Origin of the sequence: Nocardia veterana NBRC 100344 (genome assembly GCF_000308855.1) — a bacterium.
GTDB lineage: Bacteria > Actinomycetota > Actinomycetes > Mycobacteriales > Mycobacteriaceae > Nocardia > Nocardia veterana.
Map to the genome: position 1 here is coordinate 1 of NZ_BAGM01000094.1, position 17,486 is coordinate 17,486.

A 17,486-nucleotide genomic window follows, 5' to 3' on the forward strand; every position below is an offset into this window, starting at 1 on the left:
GGCAGGCCGCCGGGCTGGTGCGCCAGCGCGAACTCGCCGAGCAGGCGCAGGCCGCCGCCGGGGTGATGGCGGCCGACCGACTGCGCCGTGCGCTGTTGTCGGCCGTCAGCCACGATCTGCGCACCCCGCTGGCCGCCGCGAAGGCCGCGGTGTCGAGTCTGCGCAGCGAGGACGTGCAGTTCTCCCCCGCCGATACCGCCGAACTGCTGGAGACGATCGAGGAATCCACCGATCAGCTGACCGCGCTGGTCGGCAATCTGCTCGACTCGTCCCGGCTGGCGGCGGGCGCCGTCGAACCGACGCTGAAACAGGTTTACCTGGAAGAGGTCGTCAATCGCGCGGTGGTCGGGGTCGGGATGGGCACCCGTGGCGTCCGCCAGGCGGCGATGGACCGGGTCAAGGTCGAGGTCGGCGATATTTCGGTGTACGCCGACAGCGGGTTGCTGGAGCGGGTGCTGGCCAATCTGATCGACAACGCGCTGCGCTATTCCGGACCGGTCGCCTCCTCGGATGCCGCAGTGCCCGACACACCGGTGCGGGTTGGCGCCGAACGCGACGGCGACCGGGTATCCATCACTGTGGTCGACTACGGTCCCGGCGTGCCCACCGGGCTGGAGGACCAGATGTTCGAACCGTTCCAACGGCTGGGCGATCGAGACAACTCCACCGGTGTCGGCCTCGGCCTGTCGGTGGTACGCGGTTTCGTCGATGCGATGGGCGGGACGGTCCATGCCGAACCGACCCCGGGAGGTGGTCTCACCATGGTCGTCGAACTACCCGCGGAGCAGACCCGTGAGTGAGGTGGCACAGCAGCCGAGCGCGGCTGCCGCGCGGAATCCAGGAGGTGCGGTGACGACATCGGCCGAACGCGGCGCGCCCGCGGTCCGGGTGCTGGTGGTCGACGACGAACCGCAGATCCTGCGCGCGCTGCGGATCAATCTGTCGGTGCGCGGATACGACGTGATCACCGCCGCCACCGGGGCCGCGGCGCTGCGTGCCGCGGCGGAGAAGCATCCGGACGTGGTGGTGCTGGATCTCGGACTGCCCGATATCGACGGCATCGAGGTACTGGCCGGGTTGCGCGGCTGGAGTTCGATGCCGGTGATCGTGCTGTCGGCGCGTACCGATTCCGCGGACAAGGTGGAGGCGCTCGACACGGGCGCCGACGACTACGTGACCAAACCGTTCGGGATGGACGAACTGCTGGCGCGATTGCGTGCCGCCGTGCGCCGGTCCACCTCGGCGGTGGAAGACATCGCACCGGTGGTGGAGACCTCCTCCTTCACCGTCGATCTGGCAGCCAAGAAGGTCACCCGCCGCGGTCACGACGTCCACCTCACCCCGACCGAATGGGGGGTGCTGGAAATGCTGGTGCGAAACCAGGGCAAACTCGTCGGCCGCCGGGAGCTGCTGCGCGAGGTGTGGGGCCCGTCGTATGCCACCGAAACGCATTACCTGCGTGTTTATCTGGCCCAGCTGCGCCGCAAGCTCGAGGACGATCCGTCGCAGCCGAAACATCTGCTCACCGAGGCGGGTATGGGTTATCGCTTCCAGGCCTGATTCGGTCGTGAGATCTGCCACAACGCGTCGGGTCCACCACGCCGTGATCGGATGCCCGCTGCGCGTTCGGCAATCGCGATGGCAGGATCGACGGTATGTCCGAACAGACCGCTGCCAACGCTCCCACCTCGACGGCTCCCGCGGCGACCGCGTCGGCCGCGAAGGCGTCCGCCGCCACCAAGCCGGCGACCAGCCTGTGGGTCGAGCGCACCGGCACCCGCCGCTATACCGGCCGCAGTTCCCGCGGCGCCGAGGTCCTCATCGGATCCGATGGTGTCGAGGGTGTTTTCACCCCCGGTGAGTTGCTGAAGATCGCGCTGGCGGCGTGCACCGGCATGAGTTCGGACTTCCCGCTGTCCAACCGGCTGGGCGAGAACTACGACGTCACGATCCGCGTCTCCGGGGACGCCGACCGCGAGAACGAGGTCTACCCCCAGCTGAACGAGGTCGTCGAACTGGATCTGTCCGAGCTGGACGAGGCCGGTCGGCAGCGACTGCTGGTCACCGTGCAGCGTGCCATCGACAAGGTGTGCACCGTGGGTCGCACGCTGAAGGCCGGCTCCACCGTGAACCTGACCTTCCAGATCGACTCGTGACCGCCGAACCCGTCCGGCTCAGCGCCTGGGTGCACGGCTACGTCCAGGGCGTCGGATTCCGCTGGTGGACCCGATCGCGGGCCCTGGAACTCGGACTCGTCGGATATGCCCGCAACACCAGGGACGGCCGGGTGCATGTGGTGGCCGAGGGCCCGCGGCCCGCGGGTGAACGTTTGCTGGCATTGTTGCGGTCGGGTGACACGCCTGGTCGCGTCGATCTGGTTGTGGAAAACTGGGGCGCCGCCCTCGGTGAGTTCACAGGCTTCGAGGAACGGTAGCGGCGGGGAAACAGGAGTCGATCGTTGGCAAAAAATGAGCCGGGCGGCGGGCCCGGGGATCGCGATTCGCACGATCCCGGTGCCGAACCGCCCGCGGGGGACGACAGCGCACACGGTCCGGAATCGGCCAGTGGCACAGCGGATGTCGGCGGAGCCGAGCCCACCGTGCGATTTCCGGCGGCGGCCGAACCGCCGAATCCGGCACCGGCCCCGACGCTTCCCGGTCTGCCGGAGATCCCCGGTATGCCGAATCCACTGCCGGACCAGCCCGTCGGTGCGACGGAGGCCGCCGGTACGCCCGCGGCTGCGGCTCCGAGCGAAACCCCCGGCGGCGCGGGCGATTCCGAATCGCCGCGGCGGATGCGCGGCAGCATGCAGCGCCAGGAGGCCGGCGTCACCCAGCCGCGACCGCCGACCGTGGCCGAGGCCCGAGCCCGGGACAAGGCACGCAAGCGGGCCGAGGAGGCCGAGCGGGCCGCGGCCGAAGCGCTGGAAGCCAAGAAACGCACCCGTCGCCGGTTGTTGATCGGCGGCGTCGCGGTCGCCGGAATTGCGGCGGTCGTGGGCGCGGGCTATCTGGCGTACCAGGCGGTGCACAAGCCCGACGTCACCGCCTACTGCATCACCGACGACAACGGTCAGCAGCAGGTCGTACCCGACGACGACTGTGTCCGCGCCCAGTCCTACGCCACCACCAGCGGCTACTACGGCGGATACCACTCGCCGGGCATCTTCTTCTACAACGGCCACCAGTACCGCTACTACTACGGGGGCAACAACTCCGTGGGCCGCCCGCCGAGCGGCGGCAGCACCGTCGCGCCGAAGAAGGCGTCGGTCAGCACCAAGAGCGGGACCATCGTGCGCGGCGGTCTCGGCAGTAAATCCGGTTCCACCAGTGGAGGCTCGTAGATGCGCCGGATGCGCAACCCGCAACGTCCCGGCTGGCAGCAGATCGTCGCCGATCAGGGCCTGGTATTCGGCTCCCCCGGCCGCGACGCCAACGGCGCCGCGCGGCCGTACTGGGACGAGTCGGTGCACTACGAATTCGATCTCGACGAGATCCTGGCGCTGGAAGCCCAGGTCGAGGTCCTGCATTCGATGTGCCTGCACGCCGTCGAGCAGATCGTGCTCACCGAACGGTTCGCCGATTTCGGTCTGCCGGAATGGAGTTGGGAGCCGATCAAGAAGTCGTGGCAGCGTAGCGACCCCTACGTCTACGGACGTTTCGATCTGCGCTACGACGGCCGGGGCCCGGCGAAACTGCTGGAGTACAACGCCGATACCCCGACCTCCCTGCTCGAGGCGGCGATCGTGCAGTGGCATTGGCTGACCGACGTCTATCCGGACGACGATCAGTGGAATTCGTTGCACGAGAAGCTGGTCGAGCGTTGGGGTGAACTGCTGAATCAGCTGCCGACCAATCAGCTGCACTTCACCTGGTCCGCGGCCGACGCCTCCGGCGAGGACAACGTCACCACCGCCTATATGCAGGAGACCGCCGCCGAAGCGGGTTTCGACACCGTCGCGCTGCCGATCGAGGAGATCGGATTCGACACCGAGCTGGAGCGTTTCGTCGATCTGGCGGAGGCCCCGATCGATTCGATCTTCAAGTTGTACCCGTGGGAGTGGGCGCTCGACGACGATTTCGGCAAGCGGGTGGTCGAATCCATCCCGGCTACCGCGTGGGTCGAACCGCTGTGGAAGACACTGCTTTCCAACAAGGCGCTGCTGGCGGTGCTGTGGGAGATGTATCCGGGGCATCCGAATCTGCTGCCGGCCTACCTCGACGATCCGCACGAACTCACCGAGTACATCCGCAAACCCAAGCTGGGTCGCGAGGGCGCGAACATGACGATCGTCGGCGCCGGAATGGAAACCTCGACCGGTGGGGTGTACGGCGAAGAGGGCTTCGTCTACCAACTGCTCGACCCGCTACCGGATTTCGACGGTCTGCGTCCCGTGCTGGGCGCCTGGATCGTCGGCGACACATCGGCGGGCCTGGGCATCCGGGAATCCCCCGGACTGATCACCGACGACGGATCGACCTTCGTCCCGCACCGCATCCCCACCAAGTAGCATTCAGCGACCCGATCAACATCACCGGAGGAATCTGTGACGTCCACCCTCGCGCTCGAATCAGGGTATTGGAGCTCCGTCGGTCACGGCGTCGGCGCGATCGCGTCGTATGCGGTACTGGGTCTGGTCCTGATGCTGATCGGATTCCAGGCGATCGACAGCTCCACGCCGGGACCGCTGCGCAAGATGGTCGCCGCGGGTAATCCGAATGCAGTCGTCATCGCTTCCGCCGGCATGGTCAGTATGGCGCTGATCGTGGTGCTGGCCATCTACTCCTCCGGCGGCCGGCTCGCCGAGGGCCTGATCGCCACCGCGATTTACGGATTGGTAGGCATCATCGCGCAGATAGCGTCGATCCGGTTGCTGGAATGGCTGGTCGGCCTGCACATCGGCGATCTGCTGAAATCGCCCACCTACCAGATTCAGTCGCTGCTGGTGGCCGCCGCGCATCTGGCCATCGGTATGGTCGTCGCGTTCGCGATTCTCTGAAGTCACCGGCCGCGCCGTCAGTGCGGTTGCGGACTTCGGGCGGTGAATTCCAGCAGTTCGGACAGCGGCCGGGTATTGATGATCCGCTCGGGCGGGACCTCGCATTCGACTGCACGCTCGCAGCCGTAGCCCTGCCAGTCCAGCTGGCCGGGGGCATGGGCATCGGTATCGATACTGAACCAGCAGCCCATCTCGACGGCCAGCCGCAGCAGGCGACGCGGCGGATCGAGACGTTCCGGGCGGCTGTTTATTTCGACCGCCGTCCCGTACCGCCGGCAGGCCTCGAAGACCAGTTCGGCGTCGAAGGACGACTCCGGTCTGATCCCGCGATTGCCGGCGACCAAACGCCCGGTGCAGTGCCCGAGCACATCGACATTCGGATTCGCCACCGCGTACACCATGCGCTTGGTCATGGTGTCGGAATCGGCGCGCAGATTCGAATGCACGCTCGCCACGACGACATCCAGCCGGGCCAGCAGATCGGCCTGCTGGTCGAGGGTGCCGTCGTCGAGGATGTCGACCTCGATCCCGGTCAGGATGCGAAACGGCGTCAATTTCTCGTTGAGTTCGGCGACCACGTCGAGCTGGCGGCGTAGCCGATCCGCCGACAGCCCGTTCGCGACGGTCAGCCGCGGGGAATGATCGGTCAGCGCGCAGTATTCGTGGCCGAGGGCCTGTGCGGTCCGCATCATCTCCTCGATCGGGCTGCCACCGTCGGACCAGTCGGAGTGCGTATGCAGATCACCGCGCAGCAGCGTGCGGATGGCGGCGCCAGCCGGGGCGATCGGCTGTGCCGCGGAACGCAATTCGGCCAACCGCTTCGGCACCGCGCCGGCACATGCCTGTTCGATCACCGCCGCGGTTTTCGGCCCGATACCCGAAAGCTCTTGCCAGGAACCGGAATTCCGATACCTCGCGAAGTCGGCATCGGACAGCTCCGCCACCGTGTCGGCGGCCCGCCGGTACGCCTTGACCCGATGCGTCTGCGCGCGATCACGTTCCATCCAGAACGCGATCTCGCGCAGCGCCGCCACCGGATCCGGATTGCCCACCGCCACTACCGCATCCGGCTGTATTTGATGAACGCGACTCCGTCCTCGAATACGCGGCTGGTGAGCACCCGGAACAGCGCCGGTTCCGGCAGTCGAGGCCCGGCGCCGAACAGGGGCCGGCCGTGGCCCAGCACGATCGGATACATCTTCAGGAAAATCTGATCGATCTCCGGCAGGAGCGCCTGCGCCAATTCACCGCCGCCACACAACCAGATGCCGGAGCCCTTCTCCTGTTTCAGCCCGCGCACCCGCCCCAGCGGGTCGGCGGAGATCAGCGTGACATCGGGGTCGGGATCGTCGGGCAGTGTGGTCGAGACGACGAACTGACGCAGATGCGAGTAGGGGCTCGAGGTGCCGGTACGCACGCCGAAATCGTGGGTTTTGCGGCCCATGATCACGGTGTCGAAACTTTCGCCAGGGCTGTCGATGCCCAGTGATTCGCGCACCTTCGTCGGCAGAGTTTCCGGATATTGCGCGGTGATGGCGGGGCCGTGGTCACCACCGACCGGGAAGAAGTCCACCGAGCCGTCCGGGGTGGCGATATAGCCGTCGATGGTCGAGGCGACGTAGTAGGTGAGCTTGCGCATCCGTTCTCCCTTCCAGCGAAGTGGCGTCGTCGGACACACTGAAACGGTAGCGCGTGGTCGCGGCTAGCGGCGAGGCTTCGGCTGGCACCGGGGACAGGAGAACGAGGAGCGGTTCATGAACTTCTCGCGGCGAATCGGGGCCCCGCAACGCCGGCACGGCCGGTCCGCACGACCGTAGGCGGCCAACGACCGCTCGAAGTAGCCGGAACTGCCGTTGACGTTGACATACAGGGCGTCGAACGAGGTGCCGCCGGCGTCGAGCGCCTCGGCCATCACGGCCTGCACATCGCCCAGCAGCCGCCGCACGGCCGGGCGGGTGAGCGCCGCGGCACTGCGTTCGCCATGGATCCGGGCGCGCCACAGCGCCTCGTCGGCGTAGATGTTGCCGATCCCCGAGACCACCGTCTGGTCCAGCAGCACCCGCTTGATCTCCGAGGACTTCCCTCGGATGCGGGCGACCACGGCCTCGGTGTCGAACTGCGGATCCAGCGGATCGCGCGCTATGTGGGCAACCGATTCGGGCACGTCCGTGCCGTCGAGGGTGATCAGGCGGTTGAGCGCCCAGCCGCCGAAGGTGCGCTGATCGACGAACCGCAGCTGGGTCCCGTTGTCGAGCGCGGCGACGATATGGGCGTGCTTCTCCAGCGGCGCCTGTGCGGGCTGGACCAGCATCTGCCCACTCATCCCGAGATGGACGACCAGGGCGGCATCGGGGTCGTCGAAGGTCAGCCAGAGGAATTTGCCGCGGCGGCAGGCCGATTCGATGCGCAACCCGGTCATCCGGGCGGCGAGATCATCGCCACCGAGTTCGTGCCGACGCACCGACCGTGGATGTTTGACCAACACCGATTCGATGGTGTGGCCGACGACGTGTTCGGCGAGTCCGCGCCGCACCACCTCGACTTCGGGTAGTTCGGGCATCAATCCCCAGCTTTGGCGGGACTGTCGGCGGTGAGCGCCTGCCAGGCGGCGCCGGCAGCCTTCTGTTCGGCTTCCTTCTTCGACCGGCCGACACCCTGACCGTAGGCCTGGCCGCCGATCACGGCGGTCGCGGTGAATTCCTTGTCGTGGTCGGGTCCGGTCGAGGTGATCTCGTAACTGGGCACGCCGATGCCGCGTTCGGCGGTGAGCTCCTGCAGGCTGGTCTTCCAGTCCAGTCCGGCGCCCATCCGCGGACCGCGCTCGAGCAGTTCGGCGAACAGACGCAGCACCACCCCGCGCGCGACCTCGATCCCGTGCTGCAGGTGGACCGCACCCAGCAACGATTCCATGCCGTCGGCCAGGATGCTGGCCTTGTCGCGACCGCCGGTGAGCTCCTCGCCCTTTCCGAGCAGGAGATGGCGGCCGAGGCCGCCCTCACCCAGGCCGCGAGCGACCTCGGCCAGGGCGTGCATATTCACCACGCTGGCCCGCAGCTTGGCGAGCTCGCCCTCGGATTTGTCCGGATGCTCGAGGTACAGGCGCTCGGTGATGCTCAGGCCGAGCACCGAATCGCCCAGGAATTCCAGACGTTCGTTGGTCGGCAGACCACCGTTCTCATAGGCATAGGAACGGTGGGTGAGCGCCAGCCGGAGCAGGTCCGGACGCACCTCCACACCCAGCGCTTCGAGCAGGCTGGTGTGGTCGGCGGCATCACCGGCGGCGGGCGCCTCCGCTTCGTCCTTACCGGCGGTCACTTCGTGGCTACCCGATCGACGGATCAGATGGCCGAGGTGACCTGACGGCCCTTGTAGGTACCGCAGTTCGGGCACGCGATGTGCGGGAGGGTCTTCTGACCGCACGCCCGGTTCGGGCAGGTGATCAGGGTCGGCGCGGTGGCCTTCCACTGGCTGCGCCGCGAGTGGGTGTTGGCACGAGACATCCGGCGCTTCGGAACGGCCACGACTACTTCTCCTCTGTCGTCGAACTTGCCGCACCATTGCGGTCGGCAAGAGATCGGTCTACGTCTGATGGGGCGTCGGAGACGCCGATGCCGGGGGTTTCGCTCGCGAATTTCGCAAGTCCCGCCCAGCGAGGGTCCAGTATCTCATGCGTGTGATCCGGACCCGCAATCGCCATCCGCACCCCACACTGCGGGCACAGCCCGGCACAGTCGGGTTCGCACAGCGGTTGCAACGGCAGTTCGAGGCCGACGGCGTCGGTGAGCACCGGCTCGATGTCGATCATGTCGTCGACGATCCGGTAGATCTCGTCTTCCTCGGTGGTCTGCTCGGTCGCGCTGTCCGGGTAGGCGAACAGCTCGGTGATCTCGAGTTCCAGATCATCAGCGAACGACTCCAGACAGCGCGAGCACTCCCCCTCGATCGGTGCCGACACCGAACCGGTGACCAGCACTCCCTCCGAGACCGCCTGCAGGGTCAGATCGAGGTCGATCTCGGCACCGGCCGGAATCGCGATCAGATCCAGGCCGATCTTCTCGGGGGCGGTGACGACGCGATGCACCTGCCGGATCGAGCCCGGGGCACGCCCCAGACTGCGGGTGTCCAGCACGAAATCCGCGTCCGTCTGACGACGACGCGAACCGGAACCGGACTGGGCGGACATCGGACACTCACTCCACGTTTCGAGGGGGTTTGGGCAACCACTCCACAGTACGCGAACTGCGCCGATCCCCCCAAATCCCGGATCGCCGGCCGGCTCAGCGCCGGAAGTCGGCGGCGTAGTCCGGAATGCCGGTGCCCGAACGCAACTGCTGGCGGCCACGACCCACCGTGCGCAGGGTGGAATGCAGCGTCTCCTCGAAATCGGCCAGCTGGGAGTCGACGTACTGATCGCACTCTTCTCGCAGCCGGTCCGCCTCGGTCTGCGCGGCATCGATCAGGCGCGCGGATTCGGCGTGCGCGGCCCGGACCACCTCGGTCTGCGAAACCAGGCGTTCCTGCTCGGCCTGCCCCTCGGCCACCGAGCGCTCGTAGGAGGCCTGACCGGCGGCGATCATCCGCTCCGATTCGGTGCGGGCGCGACCGGTCACCGCCTCGTACTCGGCCTTGCCGTCGGCCACGATCCGCTCGGCCTCGGCCTGCGCGGTGGCGACCAGATGGTCGGCGTGCGCCCGCGCCTCGGCGACCATGCGGTCGGCGTGCGCCTTGGCATCGGCGAGCAGCCGATCGGCCTCTTCCCGCGCGCTGCCGACGGTCTGCTCGGCCTGCTCGTTGGCGCCGGTGACGGTCGCCTCGGCCGAATTGCGGGCGTCGGAGACGATCTTGTCGCGATGATCGAGGACGTCCTGGGCGTCGTCGAGCTCACCGGGCAGGGCTTCCCGCACATCGTCGAGGAGCTCGAGCACGTCGCCGCGCGGCACGATGCAATTGCGGGTCGGCGGGATACCCCGTGCCTCTTCGACGATCGCGACCAGTTCGTCGAGTGCCTCGAATACGCGGTACATCCTGCTGACCCCACTCTCCTGCCGAACTTTCGCGGCGAATACGTGCCACGACGGCCTTTTACTGCCTTGGCCCAGTCTGCCCGTCTGCCGCGTGTCTGCCCAGATCACCATCGGTGTGTCGGATGGTGTTTCCTATCCCACAGGAATCAAGTGGAGGGAATCTCTCCGCTTGGTGCTATCTTTCTACCGAGCGGTAGACCAGCCGGACCGTCGACGCTCGACGCCCGGCACTGTGCGATCGGAACGACAATGGTTGTCCTTTATCCGGCACCTCCGGGGCTGTGGGTGGACCCACAACCCGGCCCGGGCGTATCCCGCCTACACAGCGAACTGTCGGCCGAGACCCCGGAACCGCAGCACTCCCCGCCCCGCGGCCGCACCCTCGGCGTTCGCGCCTCGGCCGCCCGATTCGCCGACTATCTGCGCGGGGATCACTGGCTTCCGCAACTGATTCGGTTCGCCCTGGTCGGCGGCTTCAGCAATATCGGCTATTTCCTGCTGTTCCTGGCCTGCTACGGCGGCGGTCCGCAGCTCGCCAACCTCGTCGGTTCCATCATCAGCACCGCCCTGGCCAACGAACTGCATCGCCGCCTCACCTTCCATGCCGCCGATCGGGTCGGCTGGCTGGCCGCACAGCTCGAGGGCGGCGGACTGGCACTGGCGGGCCTGGCCATCACCTCCGGAGCGTTGGCGATTCTGGATATCGTCGCGCCCGGATTGGGCGATGTCACCGAGGCGATGGCGGTCATCGGGATCACCGCGGCGGTCGGCACGTTGCGCTTTCTCACCCTGCGCCTCTGGGTGTTCTGACCGCGCGCACCGCGACCTCGACAGTTATGTACGGGGTGCGGCTGCAACCTGGTCATTTGTGCAAGGAACCGAGGCGGGTTACCCCACGTCCTAACTCAGCAAACGTCGTTGCGGGTTCTCATCGTGGGAGGTTCGCCCTATGCACCACAATTCGGGATGCCGGACGGATTGGCGCACCGGTCTGCGCACGGTTTCGTCGTTGCCCCGGGCGGGATTTCGCCGGGCCGAGCCGTGCCGGGCATTGCCGGCGCATCCGCACCGGCGCCCGCACACCGATCCCGGTCCGCGATGAACAGCGGAAACGGATCCGCTGCCGGGCGGAATCGGGCTGGGGGCGGGGCGGTCTCGGATCACGCGCCGGGTCGATGGCTCCAGGACGGAGTGCATCGGCGCCGGGACGTCGTCTCGGTCGGAGGTAGCGACCACGAGATTCGGCGCCGGTGCGCCGGGGGCAGTTGGCGACGCCTGCGGCGCGGCGCGTACGCGGAATCGGCGATGCTCACCGGACTGGATGCGGTCGCCCGCCACCGGCTGCAGGTCGCGGCACTGCTGCCGGAGATGGCGGCGGGCGCCGTGGTGAGCCATCAGTCCGCGGCGGTGCTGCTGGGCGCGCCAATCCCGCCCGGCCTGCTCGACCGCGTCCACGTCACCCGAAACCGCCGCTACGGTGGCCGGATCAAGGCCGGGCTCAAAGTCCACTGCGCGCCGGTCGACCGGGTGGCCGAACTGGGCGGCCGGCTGATCACGTCGCCGGCGCGAACGGTGGTAGACCTGGCCCGCACCATTCCGTTCGCCGCCGCCGTCGTCGTCGGTGACGCGCTCGTCCGCGAATTCGGTCTCACCGCAGACGGTCTCGGGCGAGAGCTCGAGTTCGCTCGGCGACGGCGCGGAGCCGAGGTGGGCCGGCGAGTGGTGGCCTTCCTCGATCCGCGCAGCGGCGGCGTCGCCCACTCCCGGGCCCGGGTACTGCTGCATCACCTCGGGCTCCCGCCGGCGGCCGCGGGCGGGCTGGTCTGCGGCGACGGATCGGTACTGGGCTGGGTGGACCTGTATCTGCGTGGCACCGGTGTGGTGATCACCCTCGCCGACCCCACCGGGCCACCCCACCCGGTCGCCGGTGCGAGTCGGCCCGCACCGCCACCCGACGCTACGCTGTTGCGGCGCTACGGCTTTCACCACATCCGCACCACAGGGCGCGAGTTGCGAAATGGAGCGGCGGCGAGCCGAATCCGTGCCGCACTCGCCGAGAGCAGGCAGGCGCCCCCGCACGGTGACATCCGGCCCGCGCCGCTGCCGCCGGCGACGCCGCTACCGCTGCGCCCGCTGTGAAGGTCGGCGACCGGGCCACCGCCGAGCGGAACCACCGGCCCGCTGGGCGCCGTTGCGCGGGCCGGGCGGATCCAGGCTTCCGGGCCGAATTGCGGGTGTGGAAGCGGCCACTCCCGTCCGCTGCGCCGGGTGCGGACCTGTTAGCGTCGCACCATGGCTGGAGCACTGTGCCCCGGGTCCTTCGATCCGGTGACCAACGGGCATCTCGATGTCATCTCGCGCGCGGCCGCGCAATTCGACGAGGTGGTCGTGACCGTGATGATCAACAAGAGCAAACAGGGCATGTTCAGCGTCGACGAGCGGATCGAGATGTTGCGCGAGGCGACCTCGGACCTGCCCAACGTGCGGATCGAATCCTGGTACGGACTGCTGGTCGATTTCGCGCGGGAGCAGGGCATCACCGCCATCGTGAAGGGGCTGCGCGATGCCACCGATTTCGGTTACGAACTGCAGATGGCGCAGATGAACAAGAAGCTGTCGGGTGTCGACACCTACTTCTTGGCGACCAACCCGGCCTACAGCTTCCTGTCCAGCTCGCTGGTCAAGGAGGTCGCGACCTTCGGCGGCGATGTCACCGACATGCTGCCGCCGGCCGTGCACAAGCGCCTGCTGGCCCGTATCGCCGAGCGCCGCGGCTGAGTCGTCACCGCCGCGGCGGGAGCGACCGCCGCGGTGACCCGCCCGCCACGGGCGACGCTGCCCGAGCCGGTCCCAGGTCCGGCGTCAACCGCGGTATTCCGCGAGATCGATCCGGGTTTCGCCGTATCGCCGCGGTTTCAGCGGCGAATACCCTGTCGGCCAGGTAGTTTCCGGTGATCGAGCCGACCGTTCGACGACGATCAGCGCGTCCTCGTACAGCCAGCCGTTGGTCGACAACGCCCGCAGGTCGGCCTCGACGGCTGCGTCGGCAACCGCGTACGGCGGGTCGGACAGCACCAAGTCGTACGGTTCGGCTGGTGTTGTCGCCAGCACGGAAGCGACTGCGCCCGAGCGTAATTCGGCGCCCGGTACATCCAGATCCGCGATATTTCCGCGAATCACCGCGGTCGCCTTGCGATCGGATTCGACCAGCAGCGCATGGGACGCACCGCGCGACAGCGCCTCCAGCCCCAGAGCACCGGAACCGGCGTAGAGGTCGAGCACCCGGATGCCGTCGAAATCCATGCGCGCGGCGAGCGCGTTGAACAGCGCTTCGCGCACCCGGTCCGAGGTGGGCCTGGTGCCCGCGGGCGGGACCCGCAACCGCCGGCCGCCGGCCGTGCCCGCGACGATCCGAGTCACCGCGGTTCCTCCGCCACCGCACGCCGAGCCGCGCGGCGCGGTCGGCTCCGACCGCGCGACGACAGCGACCGGCCCGCCGGCAGCTGGTGGGCGCAAGCGAGCGCGTGACCGATCACCGACCGCCCTCGTCCCGCGCCCGATTGTGGCCGATCCGCACCGTCATTCGGCCGCGGTCTCGTTCGTGCGCAGTTCCACGAGCAAGTCACCGCCCTCGACCTGCTGCACCGGTCCGATCGCCACGCGGGCGACGACACCGGCACGAGGTGCGGTGATCGCGGCCTCCATCTTCATCGCCTCGATGGTGCCCACCGTCTCACCGGCGGAGACCGTATCGCCTTCGCCGACGGTCAGAGTGACCACACCGGCGAACGGCGCCGCGATATGACCGGCGTTGTTCTTGTCGGCCTTCTCCGCCGCCGGGATCTCGCTGGCGATCGACCGGTCACGCACCTGCACCGGCCGCAGCTGACCGTTGAGGATGCACATGACCGTGCGCATACCCCGCTCGTCCGGCTCGGAGATCGCCTCCAGGCCGATGAGCAGCGTGACGCCCTTCTCCAGCTCGACCCGATGCTCCTCACCGTGGCGCAGACCGTAGAAGAACTGGTTCGCCGACAGTCCGGTGGTGTCGCCGTACTTCTCCCGGTGCGCCAGGAATTCGGCGGTCGGTCCGGGAAACAGCAAGCGGTTCAACGTTTCTCGTCGCTGCTGCGAGGTGCCGGCCAGGGCGGCCGAATCCTCGGCGGTGAGCGGCACTTCCGGCTTCGCCGGGCCCCGGCCCTCGAGGGCGCGGCTGCGGAACGGTTCGGGCCAGCCACCGGCGGGGGTGCCGAGTTCGCCACGCAGGAAGCCGATCACGGAATCGGGGATGTCGTAGCGGGCCGGGTCGGCGGCGAAGTCGTCGACGTCGACACCCGATCCCACCAGCGACAGCGCCAGATCACCGACCACCTTCGACGACGGTGTCACCTTCACCAGCCGGCCCAGCAGACGGTCCGCGGCCGCGTATTTCGCCTCCACCTCTTCGAACCGGTCACCCAGCCCGAGCGCGATCGCCTGCTGCCGCAGATTCGACAACTGCCCACCGGGAATCTCGTGGTGGTAGACGCGGCCGGTCGGCCCCGGCAAGCCGGACTCGAACGGCGCGTACACCTTTCGCAGCGCCTCCCAGTACGGCTCCAGATCGCAGACCGCGTCGAGACTCAACCCGGTGTCGTACGGCGAATGCGCGGCCGCGGCGACGATCGCCGACAGCGCGGGCTGGCTGGTGGTGCCGGCCATCGGCGCACTCGCCCCGTCCACGGCGTCCGCACCGGCCTGCCACGCCGCGAGATAGGTCGCGAGCTGACCGCCCGGGGTGTCGTGCGTGTGGACGTGCACCGGCAGATCGAAGTTGCTCCGCAGCGCCGTCACCAGGGTGTGCGCGGCCGGCGCCCGCAGCAGCCCGGCCATGTCCTTGATGCCGATGACATGCGCACCGGCCTCGACGATCTGCTCGGCCAGTTTCAGGTAGTAGTCGAGGGTGTAGAGGTTCTCGTTCGGATCCGACAGGTCGCCGGTGTAGGAGAGGGCGACTTCGGCGATCGCCGTACCGGTTTCGCGGACCGCGTCGATCGCCGGCCGCATCTGGTCCACGTTGTTGAGCGCGTCGAAGATACGGAAGATATCGATCCCGGTATCGGTGGCCTCGCGCACGAAGGCCCGGGTCACCTCCTCCGGGTACGGGGTGTAGCCCACCGTGTTGCGGCCGCGCAGCAGCATCTGCAGGCAGATGTTCGGAATCGCCTCGCGCAGGGCGGCCAGGCGCTCCCACGGATCCTCGTACAGGAACCGCAGCGCCACATCGTAGGTCGCGCCGCCCCAGCATTCGACCGAGAGCAGCTCCGGGGTCATCCGAGCGACGTGGCCCGCGACCGTCAGCAGGCCGCGCGTGCGTACCCGGGTGGCCAGCAGGGATTGATGGGCGTCGCGGAAGGTCGTATCCGTCACCCCGACCGCGTCCCGTTCGCGCAGCCACCGCGCGAAACCCTCCGGACCCAGTTCGAGCAACCGCTGCCGCGTCCCGTCCGGCGGCGGCGCGCTCAGGTCGATGGCCGGCAGTTTGTCGTGCGGATAGACCGCGGTCGGGCGTTCGCCGTGCGGCTTGTTCACGGTCACGTCCGCGAGGTAGCGCAGGATGCGGGTGCCGCGGTCGGCGGAACCGCGCTGGGTCAGCAGTTCGGGCCGTTCGTCGATGAACGAGGTGGTGATCCGTCCGGCCCGGAAATCCGGATCGTCGAGCACCGCCTGCAGGAACGGAATGTTGGTGGCCACACCGCGAATCCGGAATTCCGCGACCGCGCGCCGGGCCCGGGCCACCGCCGCGCCGAAGTCCCGCCCGCGGCAGGTCAGCTTCACCAGCATGGAGTCGAAGTGCGCGCCGACCTCGGCGCCGAGGTTCGCGCCGCCGTCGAGCCGGATACCGCCGCCGCCCGGCGACCGATAAGCGGTGATGCGACCGGTGTCGGGACGGAATCCGTTGGCCGGATCCTCGGTCGTGATCCGGCACTGCAGTGCGGCGCCGTGGATGGATACCGTCTCCTGGCTCAGTCCCAGATCGGTCAGCGTCTCCCCCGCCGCGATCCGCAGCTGCGCCTGCACCAGGTCGACGTCGGTGATCTCCTCGGTGACGGTGTGCTCGACCTGGATCCGCGGATTCATCTCGATGAACACGTGCTGTCCGCGCTCGTCGAGCAGGAATTCCACGGTCCCGGCGCACGAGTAGCCGATCTGTCGCGCGAAGGCCACCGCGTCCGCGCAAATCCGTTCGCGCAGTGCGGGATCCAGGTTCGGCGCGGGCGCGAGCTCGATCACCTTCTGATGCCGCCGCTGCAGCGAGCAGTCGCGCTCGAACAGATGCATCACATTGCCGTGCTGGTCGGCGAGGATCTGCACCTCGATATGGCGCGGATTGATCACCGCTTGCTCGAGGAAGACGGTCGGGTCGCCGAAGGCGGACTCGGCCTCCCGCATCGCCGCCTCGATCGCCTCCCGCAGCTGGACCCGGTCGCCGACGCGACGCATACCGCGGCCGCCACCGCCGGCAACCGCTTTGACGAAGACCGGGAACTGCATCGACTCCGCCGCGGCGAGCAATTCGTCCACATCGGCCGACGGCGCGCTGGAGGTCAGCACCGGCAGCCCGGCGGCCTTGGCCGCGGCGATCGCCCGCGCCTTGTTACCGGTGAGTTCGAGCACCTCGGCCGAGGGGCCGATGAAGGTGATGCCCTCGGCCGCGCACGCCGCGGCCAGATCCGGATTCTCCGACAGGAACCCGTAACCGGGGTAGACGGCGTCGGCGCCGGCCGACTTCGCCGCGTTCACGATTTCCGAGATCGACAGATACGCCCGCACCGGATGACCGGGGACGCCGATCTGGTACGACTCGTCGGCCTTGAGCCGGTGCACCGAGTTGCGGTCCTCGTACGGGAACACCGCCACCGTTCCGATGCCGAGTTCGTAGGCGGCGCGGAAAGCGCGAATGGCGATTTCCCCCCGGTTGGCGACCAGCACTTTGGAGAACATTCGACCAAGGTACCTGGCCGGTGAGCTGGGGCGAAACGTGAATGCGGCTTCGCAGCGATCCTCACAAACCGCACTCCGGGATCTGCGAAGTTGTGTTGTCCTCGCCGAAACATTTCCGCACACCACGGCCGGGGCCGTTTCACACCGCGGGCGGTGTCGATTATTGTCGGTGACGCAGCTGGTTCGCTGCGAACGACGAGTTGGAGCCCCGAGCGTCGCGCGCAGTGTCGAAACCGGCCCACCACGGGCCGGCGAGAGGGAACCCGGTGGGAATCCGGGACTGTCCCGCAGCGGTGAACAGGAACGACCGCCGTCATGAGCACTGGAACTTCCGGGAAGCGACGGCCAGTAGGCCGATCCGGGGCATATCCCCGCAGACGATGCCTGTGAGTCCGAAGACCTGCCGGTTGTGCCGGATACGCCGTATTCGGCGGCCACCGCCTCGTGGATCGGGCGGTCGGGCCCGGTGCCCACCGGAT

The 17,486-nt window shown here is 68.2% G+C and carries 19 protein-coding genes and 1 riboswitch; of the genes, 10 read left to right on the plus strand and 9 right to left on the minus strand.

Going from position 1 to position 17,486, the window contains the following annotated elements; translation table 11 throughout:
- From ON37_RS16830 to ON37_RS16860, 7 genes are all read left to right on the plus strand, one after another.
- Window positions 1–800 (plus strand): sensor histidine kinase (locus ON37_RS16830; RefSeq protein WP_040720547.1); only part of this gene is annotated, 800 nt, incomplete at its 5' end.
- A 49-nt stretch (window positions 801–849) separates the two neighbouring features.
- Window positions 850–1,560 carry a response regulator gene (locus ON37_RS16835; RefSeq protein ID WP_051031690.1) on the plus strand — a complete coding sequence of 237 codons (711 nt, stop codon included), beginning with the start codon at window positions 850–852 and terminating at the stop codon, window positions 1,558–1,560.
- 95 nt (window positions 1,561–1,655) lie between these two features.
- On the plus strand, window positions 1,656–2,156 hold the full coding sequence (locus ON37_RS16840) for an OsmC family protein (protein WP_083893059.1): 501 nt from the start codon (window positions 1,656–1,658) through the stop codon (window positions 2,154–2,156).
- Window positions 2,153–2,434, plus strand: coding sequence for an acylphosphatase (locus ON37_RS16845; RefSeq protein ID WP_040720548.1), 282 nt, complete (start codon window positions 2,153–2,155; stop codon window positions 2,432–2,434). The genes ON37_RS16840 and ON37_RS16845 overlap by 4 nt, the downstream gene beginning before the upstream one ends.
- Before the next feature lie 24 nt (window positions 2,435–2,458).
- Window positions 2,459–3,343, plus strand: a complete 885-nt coding sequence (locus ON37_RS34220) for a hypothetical protein (RefSeq protein WP_245553234.1) — start codon at window positions 2,459–2,461, stop codon at window positions 3,341–3,343.
- The gene (locus ON37_RS16855; protein ID WP_040720549.1) at window positions 3,344–4,510 is read left to right on the plus strand and encodes a glutathionylspermidine synthase family protein; all 1,167 of its coding nucleotides are present in this window, start codon (window positions 3,344–3,346) and stop codon (window positions 4,508–4,510) included.
- Window positions 4,511–4,546: 36 nt separating this feature from the next.
- Window positions 4,547–4,999 carry a DUF350 domain-containing protein gene (locus tag ON37_RS16860; protein WP_040720550.1) on the plus strand — a complete coding sequence of 151 codons (453 nt, stop codon included), beginning with the start codon at window positions 4,547–4,549 and terminating at the stop codon, window positions 4,997–4,999.
- A gap of 17 nt (window positions 5,000–5,016) precedes the next feature.
- On the opposite strand, the gene ON37_RS16865 is transcribed toward ON37_RS16860, so the two are convergent.
- The 7 genes from ON37_RS16865 to ON37_RS16895 form a co-directional block, all read right to left on the minus strand.
- Window positions 5,017–6,057: a PHP domain-containing protein gene (locus ON37_RS16865; RefSeq protein WP_040720551.1), complete on the minus strand. Its 1,041-nt coding sequence runs from the start codon at window positions 6,055–6,057 to the stop codon at window positions 5,017–5,019.
- Complete coding sequence (locus ON37_RS16870) at window positions 6,057–6,638, minus strand: dihydrofolate reductase family protein (protein WP_040720552.1); 582 nt, start codon at window positions 6,636–6,638, stop codon at window positions 6,057–6,059. The genes ON37_RS16865 and ON37_RS16870 overlap by 1 nt, the downstream gene beginning before the upstream one ends.
- Window positions 6,639–6,701: 63 nt before the next feature.
- The gene (mutM, locus tag ON37_RS16875) at window positions 6,702–7,559 is read right to left on the minus strand and encodes a bifunctional DNA-formamidopyrimidine glycosylase/DNA-(apurinic or apyrimidinic site) lyase (RefSeq protein ID WP_040720553.1); all 858 of its coding nucleotides are present in this window, start codon (window positions 7,557–7,559) and stop codon (window positions 6,702–6,704) included.
- On the minus strand, window positions 7,559–8,314 hold the full coding sequence (rnc, locus tag ON37_RS16880) for a ribonuclease III (RefSeq protein ID WP_040720554.1): 756 nt from the start codon (window positions 8,312–8,314) through the stop codon (window positions 7,559–7,561). The genes mutM and rnc overlap by 1 nt, the downstream gene beginning before the upstream one ends.
- 23 nt (window positions 8,315–8,337) lie before the next feature.
- The gene (gene rpmF / locus ON37_RS16885) at window positions 8,338–8,520 is read right to left on the minus strand and encodes a 50S ribosomal protein L32 (protein ID WP_030513024.1); all 183 of its coding nucleotides are present in this window, start codon (window positions 8,518–8,520) and stop codon (window positions 8,338–8,340) included.
- A 2-nt stretch (window positions 8,521–8,522) separates the two neighbouring features.
- Complete coding sequence (locus ON37_RS16890) at window positions 8,523–9,182, minus strand: YceD family protein (protein WP_051031686.1); 660 nt, start codon at window positions 9,180–9,182, stop codon at window positions 8,523–8,525.
- Window positions 9,183–9,276: 94 nt separating this feature from the next.
- On the minus strand, window positions 9,277–10,023 hold the full coding sequence (locus tag ON37_RS16895; protein ID WP_040720555.1) for a DivIVA domain-containing protein: 747 nt from the start codon (window positions 10,021–10,023) through the stop codon (window positions 9,277–9,279).
- Between the two features lie 330 nt (window positions 10,024–10,353).
- On the opposite strand from ON37_RS16895, the gene ON37_RS16900 reads away from it, so the two are divergent.
- The 3 genes from ON37_RS16900 (at window position 10,354) to coaD (ending at window position 12,801) form a co-directional block, all read left to right on the plus strand.
- On the plus strand, window positions 10,354–10,833 hold the full coding sequence (locus tag ON37_RS16900; RefSeq protein ID WP_306306490.1) for a GtrA family protein: 480 nt from the start codon (window positions 10,354–10,356) through the stop codon (window positions 10,831–10,833).
- Between the two features lie 495 nt (window positions 10,834–11,328).
- Window positions 11,329–12,162 carry a hypothetical protein gene (locus ON37_RS16905; protein WP_157171472.1) on the plus strand — a complete coding sequence of 278 codons (834 nt, stop codon included), beginning with the start codon at window positions 11,329–11,331 and terminating at the stop codon, window positions 12,160–12,162.
- Window positions 12,163–12,315: 153 nt separating this feature from the next.
- Window positions 12,316–12,801 carry a pantetheine-phosphate adenylyltransferase gene (gene coaD, locus ON37_RS16910; RefSeq protein WP_040720557.1) on the plus strand — a complete coding sequence of 162 codons (486 nt, stop codon included), beginning with the start codon at window positions 12,316–12,318 and terminating at the stop codon, window positions 12,799–12,801.
- Window positions 12,802–12,885: 84 nt separating this feature from the next.
- On the opposite strand, the gene rsmD is transcribed toward coaD, so the two are convergent.
- Together rsmD and ON37_RS16920 are read right to left on the minus strand one after the other, a co-directional pair.
- On the minus strand, window positions 12,886–13,443 hold the full coding sequence (rsmD, locus tag ON37_RS16915; protein WP_040720558.1) for a 16S rRNA (guanine(966)-N(2))-methyltransferase RsmD: 558 nt from the start codon (window positions 13,441–13,443) through the stop codon (window positions 12,886–12,888).
- Window positions 13,444–13,602: 159 nt separating this feature from the next.
- A complete protein-coding gene (locus ON37_RS16920) occupies window positions 13,603–17,007 on the minus strand; it encodes a pyruvate carboxylase (protein ID WP_040720559.1) in 3,405 nt (1,134 codons plus the stop codon).
- 217 nt (window positions 17,008–17,224) lie between these two features.
- Window positions 17,225–17,429, plus strand: a riboswitch (cobalamin riboswitch).
- Window positions 17,430–17,486 lie beyond the last annotated feature (57 nt).

Excerpts from the sequence above, each read along its gene's own strand:
- ON37_RS16905 (WP_157171472.1), top strand. The coding sequence starts at position 11,329 with ATGCTCACCGGACTGGATGCGGTCGCCCGCCACCGGCTGCAGGTCGCG.
- ON37_RS16840 (WP_083893059.1), top strand. The coding sequence starts at position 1,656 with ATGTCCGAACAGACCGCTGCCAACGCTCCCACCTCGACGGCTCCCGCG.
- ON37_RS16855 (WP_040720549.1), top strand. The coding sequence starts at position 3,344 with ATGCGCCGGATGCGCAACCCGCAACGTCCCGGCTGGCAGCAGATCGTC.
- ON37_RS16890 (WP_051031686.1), bottom strand. The coding sequence starts at position 9,182 with ATGTCCGCCCAGTCCGGTTCCGGTTCGCGTCGTCGTCAGACGGACGCG.
- mutM (WP_040720553.1), bottom strand. The coding sequence starts at position 7,559 with ATGCCCGAACTACCCGAAGTCGAGGTGGTGCGGCGCGGACTCGCCGAA.
- ON37_RS16895 (WP_040720555.1), bottom strand. The coding sequence starts at position 10,023 with ATGTACCGCGTATTCGAGGCACTCGACGAACTGGTCGCGATCGTCGAA.
- coaD (WP_040720557.1), top strand. The coding sequence starts at position 12,316 with ATGGCTGGAGCACTGTGCCCCGGGTCCTTCGATCCGGTGACCAACGGG.
- ON37_RS16870 (WP_040720552.1), bottom strand. The coding sequence starts at position 6,638 with ATGCGCAAGCTCACCTACTACGTCGCCTCGACCATCGACGGCTATATC.
- ON37_RS16920 (WP_040720559.1), bottom strand. The coding sequence starts at position 17,007 with ATGTTCTCCAAAGTGCTGGTCGCCAACCGGGGGGAAATCGCCATTCGC.